At 43.9% G+C, this 19,589-nt stretch carries 15 protein-coding genes; 3 read left to right on the forward strand and 12 right to left on the reverse strand.

What is annotated here, in order from left to right; genetic code table 11:
* Positions 1 to 76: 76 nt before the first annotated feature.
* On the reverse strand, positions 77 to 1,819 hold the full coding sequence (locus MKX46_RS05100; protein ID WP_165147075.1) for a family 10 glycosylhydrolase: 1,743 nt from the start codon (positions 1,817 to 1,819) through the stop codon (positions 77 to 79).
* Positions 1,820 to 1,955: 136 nt separating this feature from the next.
* Positions 1,956 to 2,381 carry a transcriptional regulator MntR gene (gene mntR, locus MKX46_RS05105; protein WP_029517241.1) on the reverse strand — a complete coding sequence of 142 codons (426 nt, stop codon included), beginning with the start codon at positions 2,379 to 2,381 and terminating at the stop codon, positions 1,956 to 1,958.
* A gap of 252 nt (positions 2,382 to 2,633) precedes the next feature.
* Between mntR and splB the strand changes: the two genes are divergently transcribed.
* Positions 2,634 to 3,698, forward strand: coding sequence for a spore photoproduct lyase (gene splB, locus MKX46_RS05110; protein WP_023989268.1), 1,065 nt, complete (start codon positions 2,634 to 2,636; stop codon positions 3,696 to 3,698).
* On the opposite strand, the gene MKX46_RS05115 is transcribed toward splB, so the two are convergent.
* The 8 genes from MKX46_RS05115 to adhE all read right to left on the reverse strand — a co-directional run bounded on the left by MKX46_RS05115 (position 3,691) and on the right by adhE (position 16,492).
* A complete protein-coding gene (locus tag MKX46_RS05115; RefSeq protein ID WP_029517240.1) occupies positions 3,691 to 4,407 on the reverse strand; it encodes a cytochrome c biogenesis CcdA family protein in 717 nt (238 codons plus the stop codon). The two genes, splB and MKX46_RS05115, sit on opposite strands and share 8 nt — an antisense overlap.
* Positions 4,408 to 4,567: 160 nt before the next feature.
* Entirely contained in the window at positions 4,568 to 6,586 is a 2,019-nt protein-coding gene (gene metG / locus MKX46_RS05120; RefSeq protein ID WP_029517239.1) for a methionine--tRNA ligase, read from the reverse strand.
* 414 nt (positions 6,587 to 7,000) lie between these two features.
* The gene (gene yidD, locus MKX46_RS05125) at positions 7,001 to 7,291 is read right to left on the reverse strand and encodes a membrane protein insertion efficiency factor YidD (protein ID WP_029517238.1); all 291 of its coding nucleotides are present in this window, start codon (positions 7,289 to 7,291) and stop codon (positions 7,001 to 7,003) included.
* Between the two features lies 1 nt (position 7,292).
* Positions 7,293 to 7,784, reverse strand: coding sequence for a Fur family transcriptional regulator (locus MKX46_RS05130; protein WP_039270917.1), 492 nt, complete (start codon positions 7,782 to 7,784; stop codon positions 7,293 to 7,295).
* A 253-nt stretch (positions 7,785 to 8,037) separates the two neighbouring features.
* Positions 8,038 to 10,260, reverse strand: a complete 2,223-nt coding sequence (locus MKX46_RS05135; protein ID WP_341070962.1) for a copper amine oxidase N-terminal domain-containing protein — start codon at positions 10,258 to 10,260, stop codon at positions 8,038 to 8,040.
* A gap of 219 nt (positions 10,261 to 10,479) precedes the next feature.
* Complete coding sequence (pflA, locus tag MKX46_RS05140) at positions 10,480 to 11,238, reverse strand: pyruvate formate-lyase-activating protein (protein WP_029517235.1); 759 nt, start codon at positions 11,236 to 11,238, stop codon at positions 10,480 to 10,482.
* 51 nt (positions 11,239 to 11,289) lie between these two features.
* A complete protein-coding gene (gene pflB / locus MKX46_RS05145) occupies positions 11,290 to 13,551 on the reverse strand; it encodes a formate C-acetyltransferase (protein ID WP_029517234.1) in 2,262 nt (753 codons plus the stop codon).
* Between the two features lie 328 nt (positions 13,552 to 13,879).
* Positions 13,880 to 16,492 (reverse strand): bifunctional acetaldehyde-CoA/alcohol dehydrogenase, encoded by a 2,613-nt coding sequence (gene adhE / locus MKX46_RS05150; protein ID WP_069012737.1) that lies wholly within the window; start codon positions 16,490 to 16,492, stop codon positions 13,880 to 13,882.
* Between the two features lie 258 nt (positions 16,493 to 16,750).
* Between adhE and MKX46_RS05155 the strand changes: the two genes are divergently transcribed.
* Positions 16,751 to 17,467, forward strand: coding sequence for a Crp/Fnr family transcriptional regulator (locus MKX46_RS05155; protein WP_013310849.1), 717 nt, complete (start codon positions 16,751 to 16,753; stop codon positions 17,465 to 17,467).
* 138 nt (positions 17,468 to 17,605) lie between these two features.
* On the opposite strand, the gene MKX46_RS05160 is transcribed toward MKX46_RS05155, so the two are convergent.
* Entirely contained in the window at positions 17,606 to 18,373 is a 768-nt protein-coding gene (locus MKX46_RS05160; protein WP_340932533.1) for a DODA-type extradiol aromatic ring-opening family dioxygenase, read from the reverse strand.
* A gap of 318 nt (positions 18,374 to 18,691) precedes the next feature.
* Here MKX46_RS05160 and MKX46_RS05165 point away from each other — a divergent pair, with 318 nt between their 5' ends.
* The gene (locus MKX46_RS05165; RefSeq protein WP_223821919.1) at positions 18,692 to 18,991 is read left to right on the forward strand and encodes a hypothetical protein; all 300 of its coding nucleotides are present in this window, start codon (positions 18,692 to 18,694) and stop codon (positions 18,989 to 18,991) included.
* Positions 18,992 to 19,114: 123 nt separating this feature from the next.
* Here MKX46_RS05165 and MKX46_RS05170 read toward each other — a convergent pair whose 3' ends face one another.
* A complete protein-coding gene (locus MKX46_RS05170) occupies positions 19,115 to 19,459 on the reverse strand; it encodes a winged helix-turn-helix transcriptional regulator (RefSeq protein WP_340955834.1) in 345 nt (114 codons plus the stop codon).
* Between the last annotated feature and the right edge of the window lie 130 nt (positions 19,460 to 19,589).

Genomic DNA, 19,589 nt, shown 5'->3' on the forward strand with positions numbered 1-19,589 from the left:
CTCTTGGGAGTAAGCAGTTCTACTGCTTATCTATGAGAACGGAGGCCCAAATAGAACCTATATGATCCAATTTATATCACATTTGATAATAATTTTGAAGAAGCTGAATGAGTCCATATGGATTTTTACGCAAATGCTGTGCACTAAAGTAAATATCCCCTTTGACCTGTTTATAATCTTTGTTCAGTTCAAGCTGCTTAATTAGCTCTTGAGCCGTTTGCCAGCCCTTTTCAGGGGTGCCGATTTTATACGGAGAATGACCGATATACAGCTTAACATCTGAATTTTTGACCTCATTGGACCACCATGCGACAAGCTTGTCATATCCCGCCGCAGGGAAACCGATACTCCAGTAAACTTGTGGAGCTACATAATCAATCCACTCTTTGTTAATCCAGGTTCTCACATCCGCAAACGTCGTATCATACGCTGTAACGCCTGCCTTCGTGTCTGAACCCGTTAAGTCCTGAGATTTGTTACGCCATACCCCAAAAGGGCTAATTCCGAATTGAACCTTAGACTTGCTGGCATGAATGCTTTTGCCCAAATCGCGAACAAAACTGTTCACATTATCTCTCCGCCAGTCGCCCTTATTAGAGATTTTGTTGGCATTATATGCTTTGAAGGTCGCATCATCATCAAAAGTCCCGCTGTAAGGATAAAAATAATCGTCCAAATGGACGCCGTCAATATCATATCCGTTCACGACCTCCATAATCGCCGCAATGACATGCTGACGTGCAGCCGGAATTCCTGGATTGATGTACAATTGGCTACCATTCTTAACAATCCAGTCCGGGTGTTGATTAGCCACATGGTTTGCAGCCAAACCGCTGGTTGTTCCTGTAGAATTCGCACGGAACGGATTAAACCAGGCATGGAATTCCATCCCTCGCTTATGCGATTCGCTAATCATAAATTTCAAGGGATCATAGCCTGGATTTTTACCTTGGGTGTTGGTCAAATACTTGCTCCAGGGTACGAGACTTGACGGGTAGAGCGCATCACCGCTGGCACGAACCTGAACAAATACCGCATTGATGCCCATCCCCTGCAAATCATCGAGCATTTTAGTAAACTCCTGCTTTTGCTTCTCGGAGCTGCTTCGGGCAGCGGAAGAAGGCCAATCTCCATTGATGGTAGAAATCCATGCCCCACGCATGGAAGTTGAAGCCTTTACCTGAACAACATTTGCCTGTGAAGAACTTGAACCGTCCTCACTAGTAGACGTTGACGGTGAAGTGACAACCGTCTGCTCATTATCGCTGGCTCCCTGATCCGTACTTACACTCTCCTGATTGCCAGATGCAGACGTATCTGATGTGGAAGCACTGTTTCCCGCCGAGCTACTCCCACCCGTAGAGACACCTTCCTTACCACTGCTTAACGTAATGACTCGCTCTGAAGCTTGCCAATCCACTTTTAATCCCAACTCTTCCCCAACAAAACGCAGTGGCACCATGACTCTTCCGCTTGTCATACGGGCAGATGCATCCAGTCGAACTGACTTACCATTCACCGTAGCGCTTTGTGCACCATTCTCCATAGATATATTTTTGTTCTGTGCTGTAATCGTTACCGTACCGGACGATTCCGACCAGTTGACCTGAGCGCCCAATCCCTCACTAATCACTCGCAAAGGAACCATCGTAACATTGGCTCCCTGTACAATATACGGTGATGCGTCACTTTGCAGGGACTGTCCGTCCAATATAATTTCAATATCACCAGTTGAAGCTGCTTGGACTCCAGGAACGATGGCAGTCTGCACTGCTAAGAGTATGCCTGCAGCCAATGCCACTATTTTCTTTCGATTCATATTATTACAATCCTCCGCTAACCCTGTTAATTTTAACCCCTATATTGTCCTGCTATATAATGGATAGACGCTAATCACCGGATATTTGTTGCGGTCGGAACAAATAAAAAAGCATCGTCCATAAGGACAGATGCTTTTAGGAATCTCCACTCAATTCCTTGTGTATGTCATGAAGCTGGCGCAAGCGATCTTCATCCCGACGAAAATATTCAACCAATGTTTCGATACGGGTGATGGAATCCCAGCTCAAATGATGCTCAATACCTTCCACATCTTTATATATCAGGTCCTTCTCAACCCCAATCATATCCAGAAATTGCTCTAATAACTGATGGCGATCAACCAACCGTTTGCCGACCTTTTTCCCTTTTGGTGTCAAAATCAGTCCCCGATACTTCTCATATACAAGATAATCGTCCTTATCCAACTTCTGAATCATTTTGGTGACGGACGAAGGATGCACCTCTAAACCCTCTGCGATGTCCGAGACACGAGCATATCCCTTCTCATCAATCAGTTGGTAAATGCGTTCCAAATAATCTTCCATGCTTGGCGTTGGCACTTGTTTCCCTCTTTTCTGTTATTGAACGGGCGCTTACCGCCTTCATTTCCTGCGTTAAACCTACTATGTAATGATACATGTTATCATTGCCCATTGGCAAGTCTCATCCCTTCACTCACATCTATTGCCACGATTTGTTCAATTTAAGCCGGGTACACTAATATCGTCGTCCCTGTATCGTTTACTTCTGCGGCAATATGTTAAAGTTGGACACCAGAGCACTGTGGATTTATTTTGAAAGGAGCGTTAGCCATGTCTACGCTTGAGCGTACTCCTGTCCAAACCAGAGGAACCAAGCCATTTTTGCCTGACCTGGTGTTTTTTGAGCCAGACGCACTAAATTATCCCAAGGGCCAGCGTATTATGGATTGGGTTAAAGCCAAGGATATTCCGTACCGGATGACTACCTCTCACAACCGAATTACCAATTTACCAGGTGAAACTGAAGTTGAAAAGTACCGAATGGCAAAAAAAACTTTGGTAGTTGGTATCCGTAAAACGTTAACTTTTGATCAATCCAAGCCTTCTGCTGAATATGCCATCCCCATTTCGACTGGTTGCATGGGGCATTGTCACTACTGTTATTTACAAACAACCTTGGGAGCAAAGCCGTATATTCGTGTATATGTCAACACTGACGATATCTTATCAGCAGCTAAAGCTTATATCGAGGAGCGTGCGCCTGAAATTACCCGTTTTGAAGCAGCTTGTACCTCCGATCCGGTTGGTTTGGAGCATATCACCGGAACGCTTGGAGACTTGATTCGTTTCATGGCAGATGAGGAATTTGGCCGTCTGCGTTTTGTTACTAAATATCATCATGTTGATCCATTGCTGGATATTAAACATAATGGTCATACTCGCATCCGCTTTAGCATTAATTCCGATTATGTTATTAAACAGTTTGAACCTGCAACTTCCCGCTTCGAGGAACGTATTGAAGCCGCGGGCAAAATCGCACGAGCCGGTTATCCGCTTGGGTTCATCATTGCACCCATCATCTGGTATGACGGCTGGGAAGAAGGTTACGGCGAGTTACTGCGCAAATTGGGAGAAACCTTGCCCCAGCATGCTACAAAAGATTTGACGTTCGAATTAATACAGCATCGCTTCACCAAAACATCCAAAGCTGTCATCGAGAAACGTTATCCGAAAACCAAGCTGGAGATGGACATAGAGAAACGCAAGAAAAAATGGGGACGCTGGGGACAAAACAAATACGTTTATCCCGATGAACAGCAAAATGCACTGCGAGAGTTTATCACAGAGCGTATTTTTGAACATTTTCCTTTAAGTCGTATTGAGTATTTCACATAACTAGCATCCAACCCGGGGTAATCCGTTGTAAAAATAGCGTTACATCGGTCATATGATCCGTTACCAGTAAAATGCCAGTGATAACAAGTAGTATGCCACCTGTTTTGATGAGGATGGAGGTATAGCGAGAGGATAGCCGAACAGAGCCTACCAGCAAAGCTAATACAAAAAATGGAATCGCAAACCCGAGCGCATAGCCTGTAATCAGTTTGAACCAAATGTGATGCTCTACTGCAGCCAAAGCGATAATAGCTGTTAGCATGGGACCGATACAGGGCGACCAGCCTGCCGCAAAACCAATTCCGATTACAAAGGAGCCGGCGTACCCGGCAGGCTTCCATGTCCAGCGAAGCTTATGCTCCCTCATTAGAATCAAAGGACTTACCACACCGAGAGATACCAGTCCCATTAGTAAAATAAGCAACCCTGCTACCACTCTTAGCGTATCCCCATAATTGGCAAACCATTCTCCAAGCAACCCGACACCTGCACCCAGTGAATAGAAAACGACCGAAAAGCCCAGTACAAAAGCAAGTGTATGCCCCATCGTACGATAACGAACCTCGGCCTTATGCCGTCCTTCAGCCAGTTCACGCGCAGACATCCCTGTCATATACGATAAATAAGATGGATACAGCGGTAAACAACACGGTGAAAAAAAAGAAACCAGTCCGGCTACGATCGCCAATCCGGCGTTAATATCTGTCATCCTCATTTCCTCCCCTGTCTTAAGTGAACACGAGCAAACAAGCCCTGCCTACTAAACATACGTGTAGCGGGAGCAAAATATGATGCACGCCAAAAAGCGCATGCCCAAGAAGAATGATTCTCGGGCATACGCTCATTACGTTCTTTTATTAACTAGCGTACTACTTTACAACTGCACCATTCGGCATACCTTCCGGTACGGTGGCGAGCGTAAGCTGATCTCCATGTGAAGCTGCCAAAATCATACCTTGCGACAGCTCTCCCCGAAGTTTTACCGGCTTAAGATTGGTCACACAGATCACCTTGCGCCCAATGATATCTTCAGGTGTATAAAACTTCGCAATCCCTGATACTACTTGCCGCTGCTCATAACCAAGATCAAGTTGGAGCTTTAACAGTTTATCTGCCTTCTTCACAGGCTCGCAAGCGACGACCTGAGCAACGCGCAGTTCTACCTTGGCAAAATCCTCAATGCCAATCTCTTCCTTTGCCTCCGGCGCTTCCTGGCTCGTCTCAGATGCATTCTGTGGTTGAACTTGTGTCGTAGCTTCCTCTGGTTTCTTACCTCCTGTCATTGCTTCCACGATAAAAGCAACCTCTTGCTCTGAATCCAGACGTGGGAAGATCGGATTACCTTTGACCAACTGTGTTCCTTCCGGAATACGACCAAACTGCTTGCCGCTATCCCATGTAGTCAGCTCACCTTGGCTAATACCGAGCTGTTCCCAAATTTTATGAGGAGCACGGGTTAAGAATGGCTGAAGTAAGATGGAAGCGATGCGCAAGCTTTCTACCAAATGCAACATAACCGATGCCAATTCACGACGTTTTGCCTCATCCTTAGCCAAATTCCATGGTTGCGTCTCGTCAATATATTTGTTGCTACGGCTAATAAATTGGCTAATCGCCGTTAATGCCACGGAAAACTCCATGTTTTCCATGGCTTCTTCTACTTTGCTATAAGTCGATGTTGCCATGTCTTCCAGAGCTCCGTCGAATTCTGTTACATTTGCTTCATAAGCCGGAACCTTGCCGTCAAAATATTTATCTACCATCGCCACGGTACGATTCAACAAGTTGCCCAGATCATTTGCCAAATCCGAATTAACTCGATCTACAAAACTTTCTGGTGTAAATGTTCCATCTGCCCCAAAAGGCACCTCGCGCAGCAAGTAGTAGCGAAGTTGGTCCAGACCATAACGGTCAATCAACGTTACCGGGTCTACCACATTGCCTTTAGATTTCGACATTTTACCATCTTTCATAAGTAACCAACCATGTGCAAATACTTTTTTAGGTAACGGAAGATCCAATGCCATCAGCATGATTGGCCAATATATCGTGTGGAACCGTACAATCTCTTTACCCACGATATGCACATTTGCTGGCCAAAATTTATCGTACAGCTCAGTATTAGAAGAACCATATCCCAAGGCTGTGATGTAGTTGGAAAGTGCGTCAATCCAAACGTATACGACATGCTTCGGGTCCCCCTTGACCTTAACACCCCAGTCAAAAGTTGTACGGGAAACAGCCAGATCCTCTAGCCCCGGCTTGATGAAGTTGTTAATCATTTCTTTTTTCCGGGATTCCGGTTGGATAAACTGCGGGTTCTCTTCATAAAATTGCAGCAACCGATCAGCATACTTGCTCATGCGGAAAAAGTAGCTCTCTTCCTTGACCAATTCTACAGGGTGTCCACTATCCGGGCTCTTACCTCCAGTCACATTGCCTTTAGCGTCCTTCACCACGTCAACCAGCTGAGTTTCTGTGTAGTACGTCTCGTCAGGGATGCTGTACCAGCCTTCGTATTCTCCCTTGTAAATATCGCCTTGTTTTAATAAACGATCAAAAATTTCCTGTACGACAGCCTTATGACGTTCCTCCGTAGTACGGATAAAATCGTCATTGGAAATGTCGAGCTTCCGCCACAGGTCTTGGATGCCTGCCACAATGTCATCTACGAAACGTTGTGGCGTTTTTCCAGCTGCACTTGCCTTTTGCTCAATCTTCTGACCATGCTCATCCGTTCCTGTCAAATAACGCACTTCATAACCGCGTAGCCGCTTGTAACGGGCCATTGCATCTCCCGCAACTGTCGTGTAAGCATGACCTATATGTAGCTTGTCGCTCGGATAATAGATCGGTGTCGTAATGTAAAATGTGTTCTCATTGGACATGTATGTTGCCTCCTGTTTTGTTCACGGCAGCTCGATAAGACCTGCTGACATGATGGTACTCCAATTTATGAATTTGGAACAAATTGGGCACAAAAAAGACCCCCGCCCCTATGGGACGAGAGTCACCTCACGCGTTACCACCCAATTTTCCTGTATCCTCGCAGACTACAGGCTTCACCGGTCACATCTGACCGCCCATTAACGCTGGAACACGCCTCCCCCTTACGTTTGCCTCCCGTGCACAAATAACTGTGGCAAATACGCTCGAAAAAGGTTCCTCCAGGACCATATTCAGGCTTCGCTCCAGACCGGTTTGCAGCTAACCCCGGCTCTCTGTACTGGACAATTCACCCTACTCATCCCTTCGCAGGAAAACAATATTAACCAAAATATAACCAAATCCGCATAGCGCTGTCAAGTCAGACTCTTCTCGGAATGAGTAGCCAAACGATCTTCGCTAGACCTGTCTGTCTCCTTTTTTGCAGGAGGAACCAAATCTACGCCTCCTGGATGAAAGGGATGGCATTTGGCTATACGCTTAGTAGCAAGCCATGAACCTTTGAGCGCACCATGCACTTCTACCGCCTCCAACGCGTACGCTGAACACGTTGGATAGAATCGGCAGGTAGCCGGCTTTAACGGTGAAATATAGGAACGATAAAACTTAATCGGAGCCTGTACCACTCTGCGTGTGGTGATTTTCATTTCAGTAGCCCCCGTGGCTGTGAGTGTGACTGCTCGTCTGTCTGAATCCCCCATCCGAATTACTATCAGTATGTCCATTCTTCTGTTGACATTCTTTACAATAACCAAAAATTTCAAACTTGTGCTCGACGATTTGGAATTGATCCGTTGTATCCGTCATTTGCATTGGGCAAAAAGAAATCGGTAATGTTTTCTGACAGCTCAAGCAAATCATATGGTGATGGTGATGATGCTCATTACAGCTCACCTTGAACTTCATTCCATCCTCAAAAGATACCTGTTCCAGCACACCCAATTCCTGCATTACACGCAAATTACGATAAACTGTATCAAAGCTAAGTCCACTGTACTTCTTACCCATATATTCATAAACGTCTTTGGGGGACAGATACCCTTCATTCTCGGAAAATAACGTGGCCAACGTTTTGCGCTGATCTGTAATACGCAGCCCCTGAGCGGACATTGTTGCAATAATCTCATCCTTTGTCAGCATGCGTTTCACCCTCCCCTGTCTGTAGTTTCAGGTTTTCTGATGCAGGCTTAGGCTTGCATCTATTTATTATACCACGATTAAAGTCAATATTATAAGAGATATTCGCATCTATACATAAGAAAAAGACGCTCTCCAGCGCTACGATCAAATTCGCAGCAGGAGAACGCCTATATTCTGCAAGTGACATCGACTTTTAAACGGTGAATGACGAGACCCAAGGTCTAAGCCGGTAAACAGTACCGGTTAATTCATATTAATTTTTAATAGCTGGTAAAGGCATAACTACTACGGAAACCGGCAAGTTACTTCCTGCAGCAGCAGTGAAATACATCTCTACACTTTCCTCAATATGCCCTGTGCGATACAGCACACTCATCTCATTTGGAGCCCATACCGAGCCGTTTGTCGGGATACCCACAACCTGATTGTTTACCATCGCATAGCCGGAATATTCGCCTCCACGCGGGTTGAACGTAATCAGTGAATACGGCGCTACATGATCCAATTTAACTTTATATACAACACCAAAATTACCGGCATTGGAAGCAGAAGAGCCGTCCAGACCATCCGTACCAATCAGGTTCGGGTCTACCTTATTATCGCCAAGAACGATACGTTGAGCTGTTTTACCAACCTCTTCGGTATAATTGAGTGAGATATCCGAATTAGCGTACGTTCCACGGTTATGAATACCGTCCTTAGGCAGTTTTGCCAAAGTAGGCAACACGGTCAACGGATCTGTATTTGCATCTAACACAATAACCGTGTATTGAATAGGTTGATCCGTATATAAATCGGATAACAGAGAAATGACTTGTTTTTGCTTGATTTTTTGTGCGTTCAGATCCTGTAAAATAACGCGGCTTTCGCCAGGATTTAGAACTGTGCTAGAACGCTTGCTTCCATCCTGCATGGATTGAAAATATCGTTGAATCGAGACTTTACCCGCAGCCGTTGCAAATTCAGATGGTCCGGCAAAACCGGAATTTTCGACATTCATGTTGGCAGGAGTAATATTGTTGTTGGTTGCAATCACGTACATTTTCACATCTCGACCCGTTTCATTCACATGATGGACGAGTATGCGCGTGCTTCCTGATCCGGTTTCCTGATACACAATTCCGTCCTGAAATACACGTTCCGGGCTGTTAGCACGGATCAAAAGACGCGGTGAAGATGTACTTGTCAAAGGAATGGTAGCCATGGTAGGCACCTGACTGCCGTCTACTGTATATTTATCACCATATGGTGTGAAGATTTTATTGAAATCATCTTCGTTGTACAGCAGTTCATTCGTAATTTTAATCGTTTCACTTTTGGTACCTGTTGCGCCGTGCTTATCAGTCACGGTTAACGTAATCGTTACATCACCTGGTTGGAAGAAGGCAAGTTTCTTGTTCTCCCAATCACGCTTAGTAATAGCATTCTCATCATCCGTACTCAGGTCCGTAATGGTGATCTTTTCACCCATCTTGTACTCTTTTTTATCTGTAGTAAACAGAGCGACTGGCGGTTGGTTCGGCGGTCTTACTGTAATTGTAACTGAGTAAGGATCACTCCAGTTTCCAGCTGAGTCAAGAACAGAATAGGTAACTACATATGTACCCGGCTCCTGAAATACGTCCTGCTTACCTTCCCAACGTTGGTTCACAATCGGTAGACCTGTAGGAGAAGATTCCTTCGTCAAATACGTAACTTGGGTTTCGCCCGCATAGATATCTTTTTGCTGAACCGTGAAGGAAGCTTTAGGCTTCTGATTCAAATCCATGATAACTTGTTTAGTCGTATTATTCACAGTATAAGGAATATTTAAGGCCTGTGTAATCGAGGTCAACGGCACCATAAATACGTTCTTTTGCTGAAAAGCCGGTCCCTTCATTTGTCTGGCTTCACCGTTAACCGTATAAACCTTGCTGTCTGTTTTGAAGCGCAGGACATTTGTTCCTTGTGTGATTACGGTTTCTTTGGTGGCAGTGTCATAACTAAACTGCAATCCGACACGGCTGACAAGAGAACGGATAGCTACATAGGAAACTCCGTCCTTAACAGTCATCGGCTGAGTTGCCGTATATACCTGTCCGTTTTGTTCCATTTTCGCACTGTTTAAATACAAAATCAGTTGATTAGCCCCCATGTTTGTTGGAGCTCCACCAGGATTGGTGATCGTTCCGTCTCCACCGTATACATCATTGGATACGTTCGATCCGTTGGTTGTATCCGTAGGCAGGCCAGTCAATGGATCATTGGTTACGCCTGTGTTATCTGGTGTTACCGTGTTGTTTTGTGTGCCTGTTCCCTCTTGAGCTCCGATACTATTCTGAACGCTGGAATCAGCAACATTGGTCTGAGCCTGCTGTGCGCTAACCGAATCGGTGGATTGAACGGTTGTTGATGCTGCTTCTGCTCCTACAGGGGCTACTGCGGCCACCTGAGCTACCGCCAAAGCGGTGAGCATGGTCCATTTCTTGAAATTCATTGTCTGTCTCCTTCTATCACCAAATTATTATCATTCCCGTAAAAAGTCATACTATTAGACGCGTCAGTTGTTAAAAAGTTTCTGGAAATTTTGCTTATCATGAAAAAAAGGGAACTTTCTCCTGTGACTGCAAAAAATTCAACAACAAAAAACCGCCACCCATCTGACCTGATGTGGCGGCGGCTTCATTACTAAGAAATAGCTTTTGCACCATTTACATTATGATGGACGACAGACAGCATTCTTTCCTGCAGTCTCCAGACGACCCTCTTCAATGAGTCGGTAAGCACGTTGAACTTCTTCGTCTGTAGGAGATGGAACTCCCTCCAACGGATACTCCTTACCGAGCATTTCCCACTTATAAACACCCATTTGATGGTAAGGTAAAATTTCGAATTTCTCGACTCCGTTCAACGTTCCGATAAACCGTCCCAAATTCAATAAATCTTGCTCGTCATCATGAATACCCGGTACAAATACGTGTCTAATCCACATTTTACGCCCTTGCTCAGACAACCAGCGAGCTGTGCTTAGCATACGGTCGTTGGACTTGCCTGTAAGCTTAATATGCTTGTCGTTGTCAATATGCTTAATATCAAGTAACACCAAGTCTGTTACGTCCAGCAGATCATGGATACGGCCCGCATCATTAAAGCCATTACTGTCCAGTGTCGTGTGCAAATTCCAGCGACGTTTCACTTCTTTGAACAGCTCTGCTACAAAATGAGCTTGCAATGTCGGTTCTCCACCGGATACGGTCAATCCGCCTCCCGAAGAACGGTAATAGGCTAAATACGGTTCAATTTCAGCCAATACTTCCTCTAGGGTCATTGGATTGCCTTCATTCAAGGCCCAAGTGTCCGGATTATGGCAATACTGACATTTCAACAAGCATCCTTGCATAAAGAGCACGAAGCGGATGCCGGGACCATCGACGGTCCCGAAGGTTTCCAATGAGTGTATGTGTCCTTTCAACATGTTGCATCATCCTTCCCGCATCCGCTATGCGTGCGTCATTGTAATACTTATTTACATTGTACCGTGGAAAGTACGGTTAATAACATCCAATTGTTGTTCACGAGTCAGCTTGATAAAGTTAACGGCATAACCGGAAACACGGATCGTCAGCTGTGGATAGTTTTCTGGGTGTTCCATTGCATCCAACAGTTGTTCGCGAGCAAACACATTGACATTCAGATGATGTGCGTGGCTTCCAAAATAGCCATCCATCATCGAAACAAGGTTTGTTTTGCGTGTTTCTTCTTCTTTACCCAGTGCTTTAGGCACGATAGAGAAGGTGTTCGAGATACCATCCAGACTGTGTTCATAAGGCAATTTGGCTACGGAACTCAGAGATGCCAAAGCACCTTTTTTATCACGGCCGTGCATTGGGTTTGCCCCTGGTGCAAACGGTTCGCCTGCTTTACGTCCATCCGGTGTTGTACCTGTTTTCTTACCATACACCACGTTAGAAGTAATAGTCAGTACAGATTGAGTAGGAAGCGCATTACGATAAGCTTTATGCTTGCGAATCATGCTCATGAAGCTCTCTACCAGTTCCACAGCGATGTTATCTACACGGTCATCGTTGTTACCGTAGCAAGGGTATTCGCCTTCAATTTCAAAGTCAACAGCAATCCCTTTTTCGTTACGGATTGGTTTAACTTTTGCAAATTTAATGGCACTCAAGGAGTCGGTAGCAACTGACAGACCCGCAATACCACAAGCCATGGTGCGGAGAATATCACGATCATGCAACGCCATTTCAATGCGTTCGTAGCTATATTTATCATGCATGTAGTGAATAACATTCAAAGTGTTCATATACAGTTTGGCCAACCATTCCATCATAGGTTTGAAGCGACTCAACACTTCTTCATAATCCAGAACTTCACCTGTAATGGCTGGGAATTCAGGCCCTACTTGGACGCCAGATTTTTCATCTTTACCACCGTTAATTGCATACAGCAGAGCTTTAGCCAAGTTAGCACGAGCACCAAAGAATTGCATTTGTTTACCGATTTTCATTGCCGATACACAACAAGCAATACCATAGTCGTCTCCATAAATCGGACGCATCAGATCGTCATTCTCGTACTGAATGGAGCTAGTTTCAATAGAAACTTTCGCACAATATTTTTTGAAGCCTTCAGGCAATTTTTCCGACCACAGTACAGTCAGGTTCGGTTCCGGTGCAGGTCCCAGATTGTAGAGGGTGTGCAGGAAACGGAAGCTGTTTTTAGTTACCCGAGTTTCTCCAGTTACGGACATACCACCAATGGACTCAGTAACCCAAGTTGGATCTCCACTGAACAGTTCATTATAGTCAGGTGTGCGCAAGAACTTAACAATACGCAATTTCATAACAAAATGATCGACCAGTTCTTGAGCTTGTTCTTCTGTCATTGTACCCTCTTCCATATCACGTTGAGAGTAAATATCAAGGAAGGAAGATACACGTCCTAAGGACATTGCTGCACCATTTTGTTCTTTGATTGCTGCAAGATATCCAAAATATACCCATTGGAAAGCTTCTTTCGCATTGTTAGCAGGTTTTGAAATATCAAAACCGTGCTCAGCAGCCATTTGTTTCAGTTCATTCAAAGCACGAATTTGCTCGGAAATTTCCTCACGCAGACGAATTACGTCTTCTTCCATGGAATCAACTTCAAGGCTTTTCAGTTGCAGCTTTTTATCTTGGATCAAGAAGTCTGCACCGTATAAAGCTACACGACGATAGTCACCGATAATACGACCACGGCCGTATGCATCTGGCAGACCAGTAATGATACCAGCTTTACGAGCCGCTCTCATTTCATCTGTATAAGCGTCAAATACACCTTGGTTGTGAGTTTTACGAATATGAGTGAAGATATCAATGATACTTTCTGGCACTTCAAAACCATAGGCTTTGCAAGCGTCGATCATCATTCGAATTCCGCCAAACGGCTGTAAAGAACGTTTGAATGGAGCATCTGTTTGTACACCGACAATTTGCTCTTTATCCCGGTCTAGATAACCCGGTTTATGTGAAATAATAGTGGATGGCGTATTCACGTCTACATCAAGCACGCCGCCGTTTGCCAACTCTTTTTTGGTAAGATCGGATACAATATCCCACAATGCAGTTGTGTTGGCCGTAGGACCAACCAAAAATTCTTCATTGCCAACATAAGGTAAGATATTGGTTTCAATAAAATCGTTGACGTTGACTTCTTTAGTCCATTTGCCTTTTTTAAAACCTCTCCAGCCAGATTGTTGCTCTTGTAATTCTCTCTCAATCACCGACATGTAAATCCCTCCAAATTGTTTGGTCTTCCGGACTTGTGATTTTTTTCACGATAAAGCTATTTCTTGAGCCCGGCCTGTTCACCGATGCCTTACGCTCAGTGTCGGGACCTCTCTTACACCCTTATTGTAGAATAATGATAGAGTGTAGTATGTGACAAAAATCACAATATGAGTGATTTTTGTCACTTTATTTTCCCTAGCTTCGCGCCTATATCCTTAGCCTTGCCGTTCACCTCCCTTCCCAAACCAACAGGCCCTCTATATAGAGAGCCTGCATCGGTATTGAACGAGAAAATGCTTTTTCACAAGCCTCTTCTTACCTATTATATTATTGGTCAAAACGTCCGTAGAAGGCATTGCGATAGACATCAGCCAACTCAGTAACCAGTGGCAACTTAGGATTCGCAGTTGTACATTGATCTTCAAATGCGCGGTCAGCCAGATAATCTACACGTGATTCGAAATCTTTCGCATCGAAACCGATTTGTTGGAACGATTCCTCGATACCGAGTGTTTTGTTCATTTTACGGATCGCTTCGATCAAGCTGTTAACCCCTTCTTCGGTGGTGCGTGCAGGCAGTCCCAGTATGCGCGCGATTTCTGCATAACGCTCATCCGCAACAAAGTGCGAATATTTAGGGAACGAAGCAAATTTTGTCGGTTTTTTCGCATTATAACGAATAACGTGCGGCATCAAAATGGCATTCGTGCGGCCATGCGCTGTATGGTATTGTCCACCCCATTTATGTGCAAGACTGTGGTTAATGCCCAAGAATGCATTAGCAAACGCCATACCAGCAAGTGTGGAAGCATTATGCATTTTTTCACGAGCCAGCTTATCACCGGTCAGAGCCGATTGTTCTAGGTATTGGAATACCAATTGAATGGCTTTAATTGCCAGACCATCTGTGTAGTCATTAGCCATTACGGACACGTAAGCCTCGATAGCATGTGTCAGAACGTCCATACCTGTGTCCGCTACAGCTGTTTTAGGCAGCGAATATACAAACACTGGGTCAATAATTGCCACATCAGGAGTCAACTCATAGTCAGCCAGTGGGTACTTCGTGTCGCCCAGGTTTTTGTCCGTAATTACTGCGAACGATGTAACTTCGGAACCTGTACCCGATGTTGTAGGGATAGCTACAAATTGTGCTTTTTGGCCCAGACGTGGGTACTTGTAAATCCGTTTACGGATATCCATGAATTTTTGTTTTAAGTTATTGAAATCAGTATCTGGATATTCATAGAACATCCACATGCCTTTAGCGGCATCCATTGGCGAACCGCCGCCCAGTGCGATGATGCAATCCGGTTGGAAACGTCTCATCATTTCAGTACCACGTTCTACCGTAACTGTCGATGGATCTGGCTCTACTTCAGAGAACACTTCGATAGCTACTGGTGTTTGGCGCTGATGCAGATAATGAATAACACGATCTACATATCCCAGTTGTACCATCATAGGGTCTGTGATAATAGCTACACGTGTGATATCAGGCATTTTAGCAAGATACTGTGTCGAATTTTTTTCAAAATAGATTTTGGAAGGTACTTTGAACCATTGCATATTCACCGTCCGTTTCGCCACCCTTTTCACATTAATCAGATTGACTGCCGATACGTTCGACGAAGTCGAGTTACGACCGTACGAACCGCAACCAAGTGTCAACGAAGGAAGATTGGTGTTGTAAATGTCGCCAATCGCACCATGTGTGGAAGGTGCATTTACAATGATACGTCCTGTTTGCAAACGGTTTGCAAACCGAGCGATAACATCCTCATCGTTCGAATGAATAGCGGACGAGTGACCCATGCCCCCGAATTCCACGACTTCAGCAGCGCGTTGAATACCTTGTTCCGCATTTTTTACTTTATAGCAAGCCAATACAGGACTCAATTTTTCCGCAGACAATGGGAATTTTGTTCCTACCCCTTCAATCTCAGCGACCAAAATTTTAGTTCCTGTTGGTACTGTAATACCACTCATTTCAGCAATTTTCACAGCAGACTGCCCGACAATAGCTGGGTTCACTGCACATTTCTCGACATTCATAGCTCCTTGAGTGAGCTTAGCTGCTTCTTCTTTATTTACAAAATAGCAACCGTTAGCGATCATCAATTTTTTCACTTGTTCGAAGATTGGCTCTTCGATAATAACCGCTTGCTCCGAAGCACAAATCATACCGTTATCAAAAGATTTCGAGAGGATAAGATCGTTCACGGCCTGTTTGATATCTGCTGTTTTTTCAATAAAGCAAGGCACGTTACCAGGACCTACACCAAGTGCTGGTTTACCGCAGCTATAAGCTGCCTTAACCATGCCTGATCCACCAGTTGCCAAAATTAGCGCCACATCAGGGTGGTTCATCAATACATTGGTCTTATCCATCGAAGGTGCTTCAATCCATTGAATACAATCGGCCGGAGCACCATGTTTAACAGCTGCTTCGAGCAAGACGCGGGCTGCTTCCGCACTACACGATTGAGCAGATGGATGGAAACCGAAAATGATTGGGTTACGTGTTTTAATGGCAATCAGCGCTTTGAACATCGTAGTCGAAGTCGGGTTTGTCACTGGAGTGATCCCCATGATAATACCGACTGGCTCTGCTATCTTTTGAAAACTGTCAAAATCATTGTCTTCAATGACACCGACGGTTTTTTCATTTTTGATACTATGATAGATATATTCTGTTGCAAACATGTTTTTGGTGATTTTGTCCTCGTACACACCGCGTCCTGTTTCTTCAACAGCCAACTTCGCCAGGTACATGTGTTTATCCATCCCTGCGAGTGCCATAGCTTGTACGATTTCGTCAATCTGTTCCTGATTCATACTCATGAAAGCTTGCTGTGCCCGGTTCCCCCGGTCAATCAGCGTTTGAATATACTGCTCTGCGCTTTGCTCTTTTTGAATAACCTCGTTTTTAACAGCCATTTCCCTCATCCTCCTGTTATCTCGTGTACTATCTCTTGTTCACGCACTGATCGTAACACAGCTTTTCAAGATATATTGTGATTTTTTTCACAATCTATTTAAAATTTTATTTTATGAAGTGAATTAAATCACAAAGTTTGGAATTCTGCCACTTTTACCCCCTCTTCTTGCCCCAAAAACTCATTGCACAAGTATATAATGAATTTGAATTGATCAAGTTGCAGATAAAAAACATAGGATACAAAGGGGAAATGGACGATGAGAAACCCTACAAATGTAATGGAAGCCCGCGGCAACACCTGTTGCTTCTCGGAGGCCAGCTTCAACCGATTGCAAGTAATGATGAAAGATCGAGTTATGCCAGAAAGCTCGCATCTGTTCTGGGAAGGAGATACAGCGGATAAGCTGTTTTATATTAAGCGCGGACGCGTGAAAGTAACCAAAACAACGGATGAGGGCAAGGAACTTATTCTATATATGTATCAAAGCGGCGATCTTGTTGGTCAAGCCGATCCATTTTTCGGTACTAAGCATTCCTTTTCTGCTGAGGTTCTGGAAGACAGTGATATTGGCGTAATCGATCATACAGATTTGGAACTGCTTATTTGCCAGCATTGTGATTTTGCGATTGACTTTATGAAATGGATGGGTTCACATCACCGCATTACTCAGACTAAGTTCCGCGATTTGATGATGTACGGCAAGCCAGGCGCTTTATGTTCAACGCTCATTCGTCTATGCAATACCTATGGTGAGCCTCACGGCGAACATATCCTGATTCATAAAAAAATTACTCATACTGACTTATCAAATATGATCGGTGCGACCCGGGAAAGCGTAAACCGGATGCTTAGTGATCTACGTAAGAAAAATGCAGTTGAATATGATAATGGTATGATTGTTGTCAAAGATTTGGAAATGCTGCAAGGTGTATGTCATTGTGAACTATGCCCTCGTGAGATTTGCCGGATATAATAAATCGTTTTTTTATGTAAAAGGGAGTGTTATAAGCCACTATAGCTTATAACACTCCCTAATTTATTTCCACTCCCCTACTTATACAGGAGCAGTAGCGAAGCATTTTAATGACAGTCCTTCTTCTGGCAACACTCTTTAAAACTGTAAGCATAGATAACTTAAATTCCCCATCTCATAGCTTCTATGGATAACCTTGGCTTTGTTTGCAGGATTGCCACCCCCCATTGCAATAAACAACGGTACAAAGTGTTCTGCTCTGGGTACGGCCTGGCGAGCATACGGTGCTTCGCTTTCATAGTGATCCAAAGCCTCTATATCTCTACTTTGTACTTTTTCAATAATCCAATCATCAAAATCTATAGCCCAAGGTTCTGTTTTCGTTTCCCCCCATTTGACGATACGCAGATTATGAACAGTCACTCCACTACCAATGACCAGAATATCCTGTTCTCCCAGTCCTCGCAGCACTTCACCAATAGCATATTGTGCTTTGGGCGAGAGATATGGATTTACAGAGATCTGAACTACCGGAATGTCTGCCTCAGGATACATACGATACAACAATGTCCAAGATCCATGATCCAATCCCCTCACCCGATCAGTTTCTACGTCAATGCCCTTTTGTTCATATAATTTTTTCAGCTTATTGGCCAGTTCCACAGAACCATGTGCTGGATATTTCACTGTGTACAGTTCCGGTGGAAAACCGCCAAAATCATAAATGGTATCGTACACGTCATCCATCGAACTGATTGTCAACGTTTGTGTTTCCCAATGAGCAGTAAAGATAACTATTGCTTTAGGACGAATACTTTTCCCCAGTTGCTCTAAAAATGAAGTATAGTCCGTCTGTTCAATAGCAAGCATCGGTGAGCCATGGGCCAAAAATAAAGATGGCATCATATAAAGATCCCCTTATCATAAACAATTTATTTTATTCATCAAGTAACTTTATGTAAGTGATGATACATAAGTAATAGAGTCATGTCAACACAGATTTTAACATACACTTAAAGGTCAAAGATTCTATAAATAAAGATTGATATAGGTATAATGTCATAGTAATATGTAACTAATAAATTTTAAAATTTCACTTTATTTCGATACAAAGGACTGGTTTCTATGGAGATACATACTTCTAATTGCCCAAAATGCGGTTCCGTTTTTCGTCAAAACCTTAGAAACCTCTGTAGTACTTGTATTCAGGAAGAAAATATATTCTTGGATCGTTGTTCTAACTATCTATGGAAGCATCCTTCTACTCATACTCGCCAGCTCAGTGACGTAACTGGTACACCTATAGAATTGCTCACAGATTGGGTAAGAGCAGGCAAATTTCCCTCCACATACAGTCAGCTTGATTATCCTTGTGAGTCCTGCCGTTCCCCTATTTATGCAGGGAGACTTTGTCATTCCTGTCTGGGTACATTCCGTTCGGCCGCGCTGGATATTCAAACCCGTGTGCCTCGCCGTGCAACAGCAGCATTATTCTCAGTTGCAGGGCGCGTCAAAGGCTATTAAGTCGTGCTGCCTAAGCACATCATTTCTGCAAAATGGATAAGTAGTCCTAAACGCATATAAAAAACAGCCTTTTTTCTAGGAAAAGGCTGTTTTGCTATGAAAAACACTTATTTAGTTTGGTGCTCATCTAATCCATTCCTCAGCCCAAAATTGAATCTGTTCCATAACCGGCTGAAGTGCACGGCCTTTGGTTGTTAGCTCGTATTCAATGCGGACAGGAGTTTCTGGATATACATGACGTGTAAGAATTCCTTCATTTTCCAAATCTTTCATCCGCTCTGATAACATTTTGTCACTCATTGTGGGAATCAGATTGGAAATATCCTTAAACCGCTTAGGACCGCTCATCATGGATTGAATAATTAATCCATTCCAACGCTTGCCCAAACATGAAAAGGCGGTTTCAAAACGCGGACACATTTTTGTATATTGCGGTTGACTTTCCAAATTTTTCACCTTCTTTTGCATTTCGGTTTGATAAAGCTTTCCTTTTGTTAGTATATATCATTTTAGCATACTTTATCCCGAAAGAAAACACTTTCTTCTTAAATTAAATACCTGCGCCGATAAAGTTGCCATGACCAAAACTGATTATACA

The organism is Paenibacillus sp. FSL P4-0113, assembly GCF_038009305.1.
GTDB lineage: Bacteria > Bacillota > Bacilli > Paenibacillales > Paenibacillaceae > Paenibacillus > Paenibacillus polymyxa_D.

Bases quoted from the DNA above. Each gene is read 5' to 3' on its own strand.
- MKX46_RS05100 (WP_165147075.1), bottom strand. From the start codon at position 1,819: ATGAATCGAAAGAAAATAGTGGCATTGGCTGCAGGCATACTCTTAGCA.
- splB (WP_023989268.1), top strand. From the start codon at position 2,634: ATGTCTACGCTTGAGCGTACTCCTGTCCAAACCAGAGGAACCAAGCCA.
- MKX46_RS05115 (WP_029517240.1), bottom strand. From the start codon at position 4,407: ATGACAGATATTAACGCCGGATTGGCGATCGTAGCCGGACTGGTTTCT.
- metG (WP_029517239.1), bottom strand. From the start codon at position 6,586: ATGTCCAATGAGAACACATTTTACATTACGACACCGATCTATTATCCG.
- yidD (WP_029517238.1), bottom strand. From the start codon at position 7,291: ATGAAAATCACCACACGCAGAGTGGTACAGGCTCCGATTAAGTTTTAT.
- MKX46_RS05130 (WP_039270917.1), bottom strand. From the start codon at position 7,784: ATGCTGACAAAGGATGAGATTATTGCAACAATGTCCGCTCAGGGGCTG.
- MKX46_RS05135 (WP_341070962.1), bottom strand. From the start codon at position 10,260: ATGAATTTCAAGAAATGGACCATGCTCACCGCTTTGGCGGTAGCTCAG.
- pflA (WP_029517235.1), bottom strand. From the start codon at position 11,238: ATGTTGAAAGGACACATACACTCATTGGAAACCTTCGGGACCGTCGAT.
- pflB (WP_029517234.1), bottom strand. From the start codon at position 13,551: ATGTCGGTGATTGAGAGAGAATTACAAGAGCAACAATCTGGCTGGAGA.
- adhE (WP_069012737.1), bottom strand. From the start codon at position 16,492: ATGGCTGTTAAAAACGAGGTTATTCAAAAAGAGCAAAGCGCAGAGCAG.
- MKX46_RS05155 (WP_013310849.1), top strand. From the start codon at position 16,751: ATGAGAAACCCTACAAATGTAATGGAAGCCCGCGGCAACACCTGTTGC.
- MKX46_RS05160 (WP_340932533.1), bottom strand. From the start codon at position 18,373: ATGATGCCATCTTTATTTTTGGCCCATGGCTCACCGATGCTTGCTATT.
- MKX46_RS05170 (WP_340955834.1), bottom strand. From the start codon at position 19,459: ATGCAAAAGAAGGTGAAAAATTTGGAAAGTCAACCGCAATATACAAAA.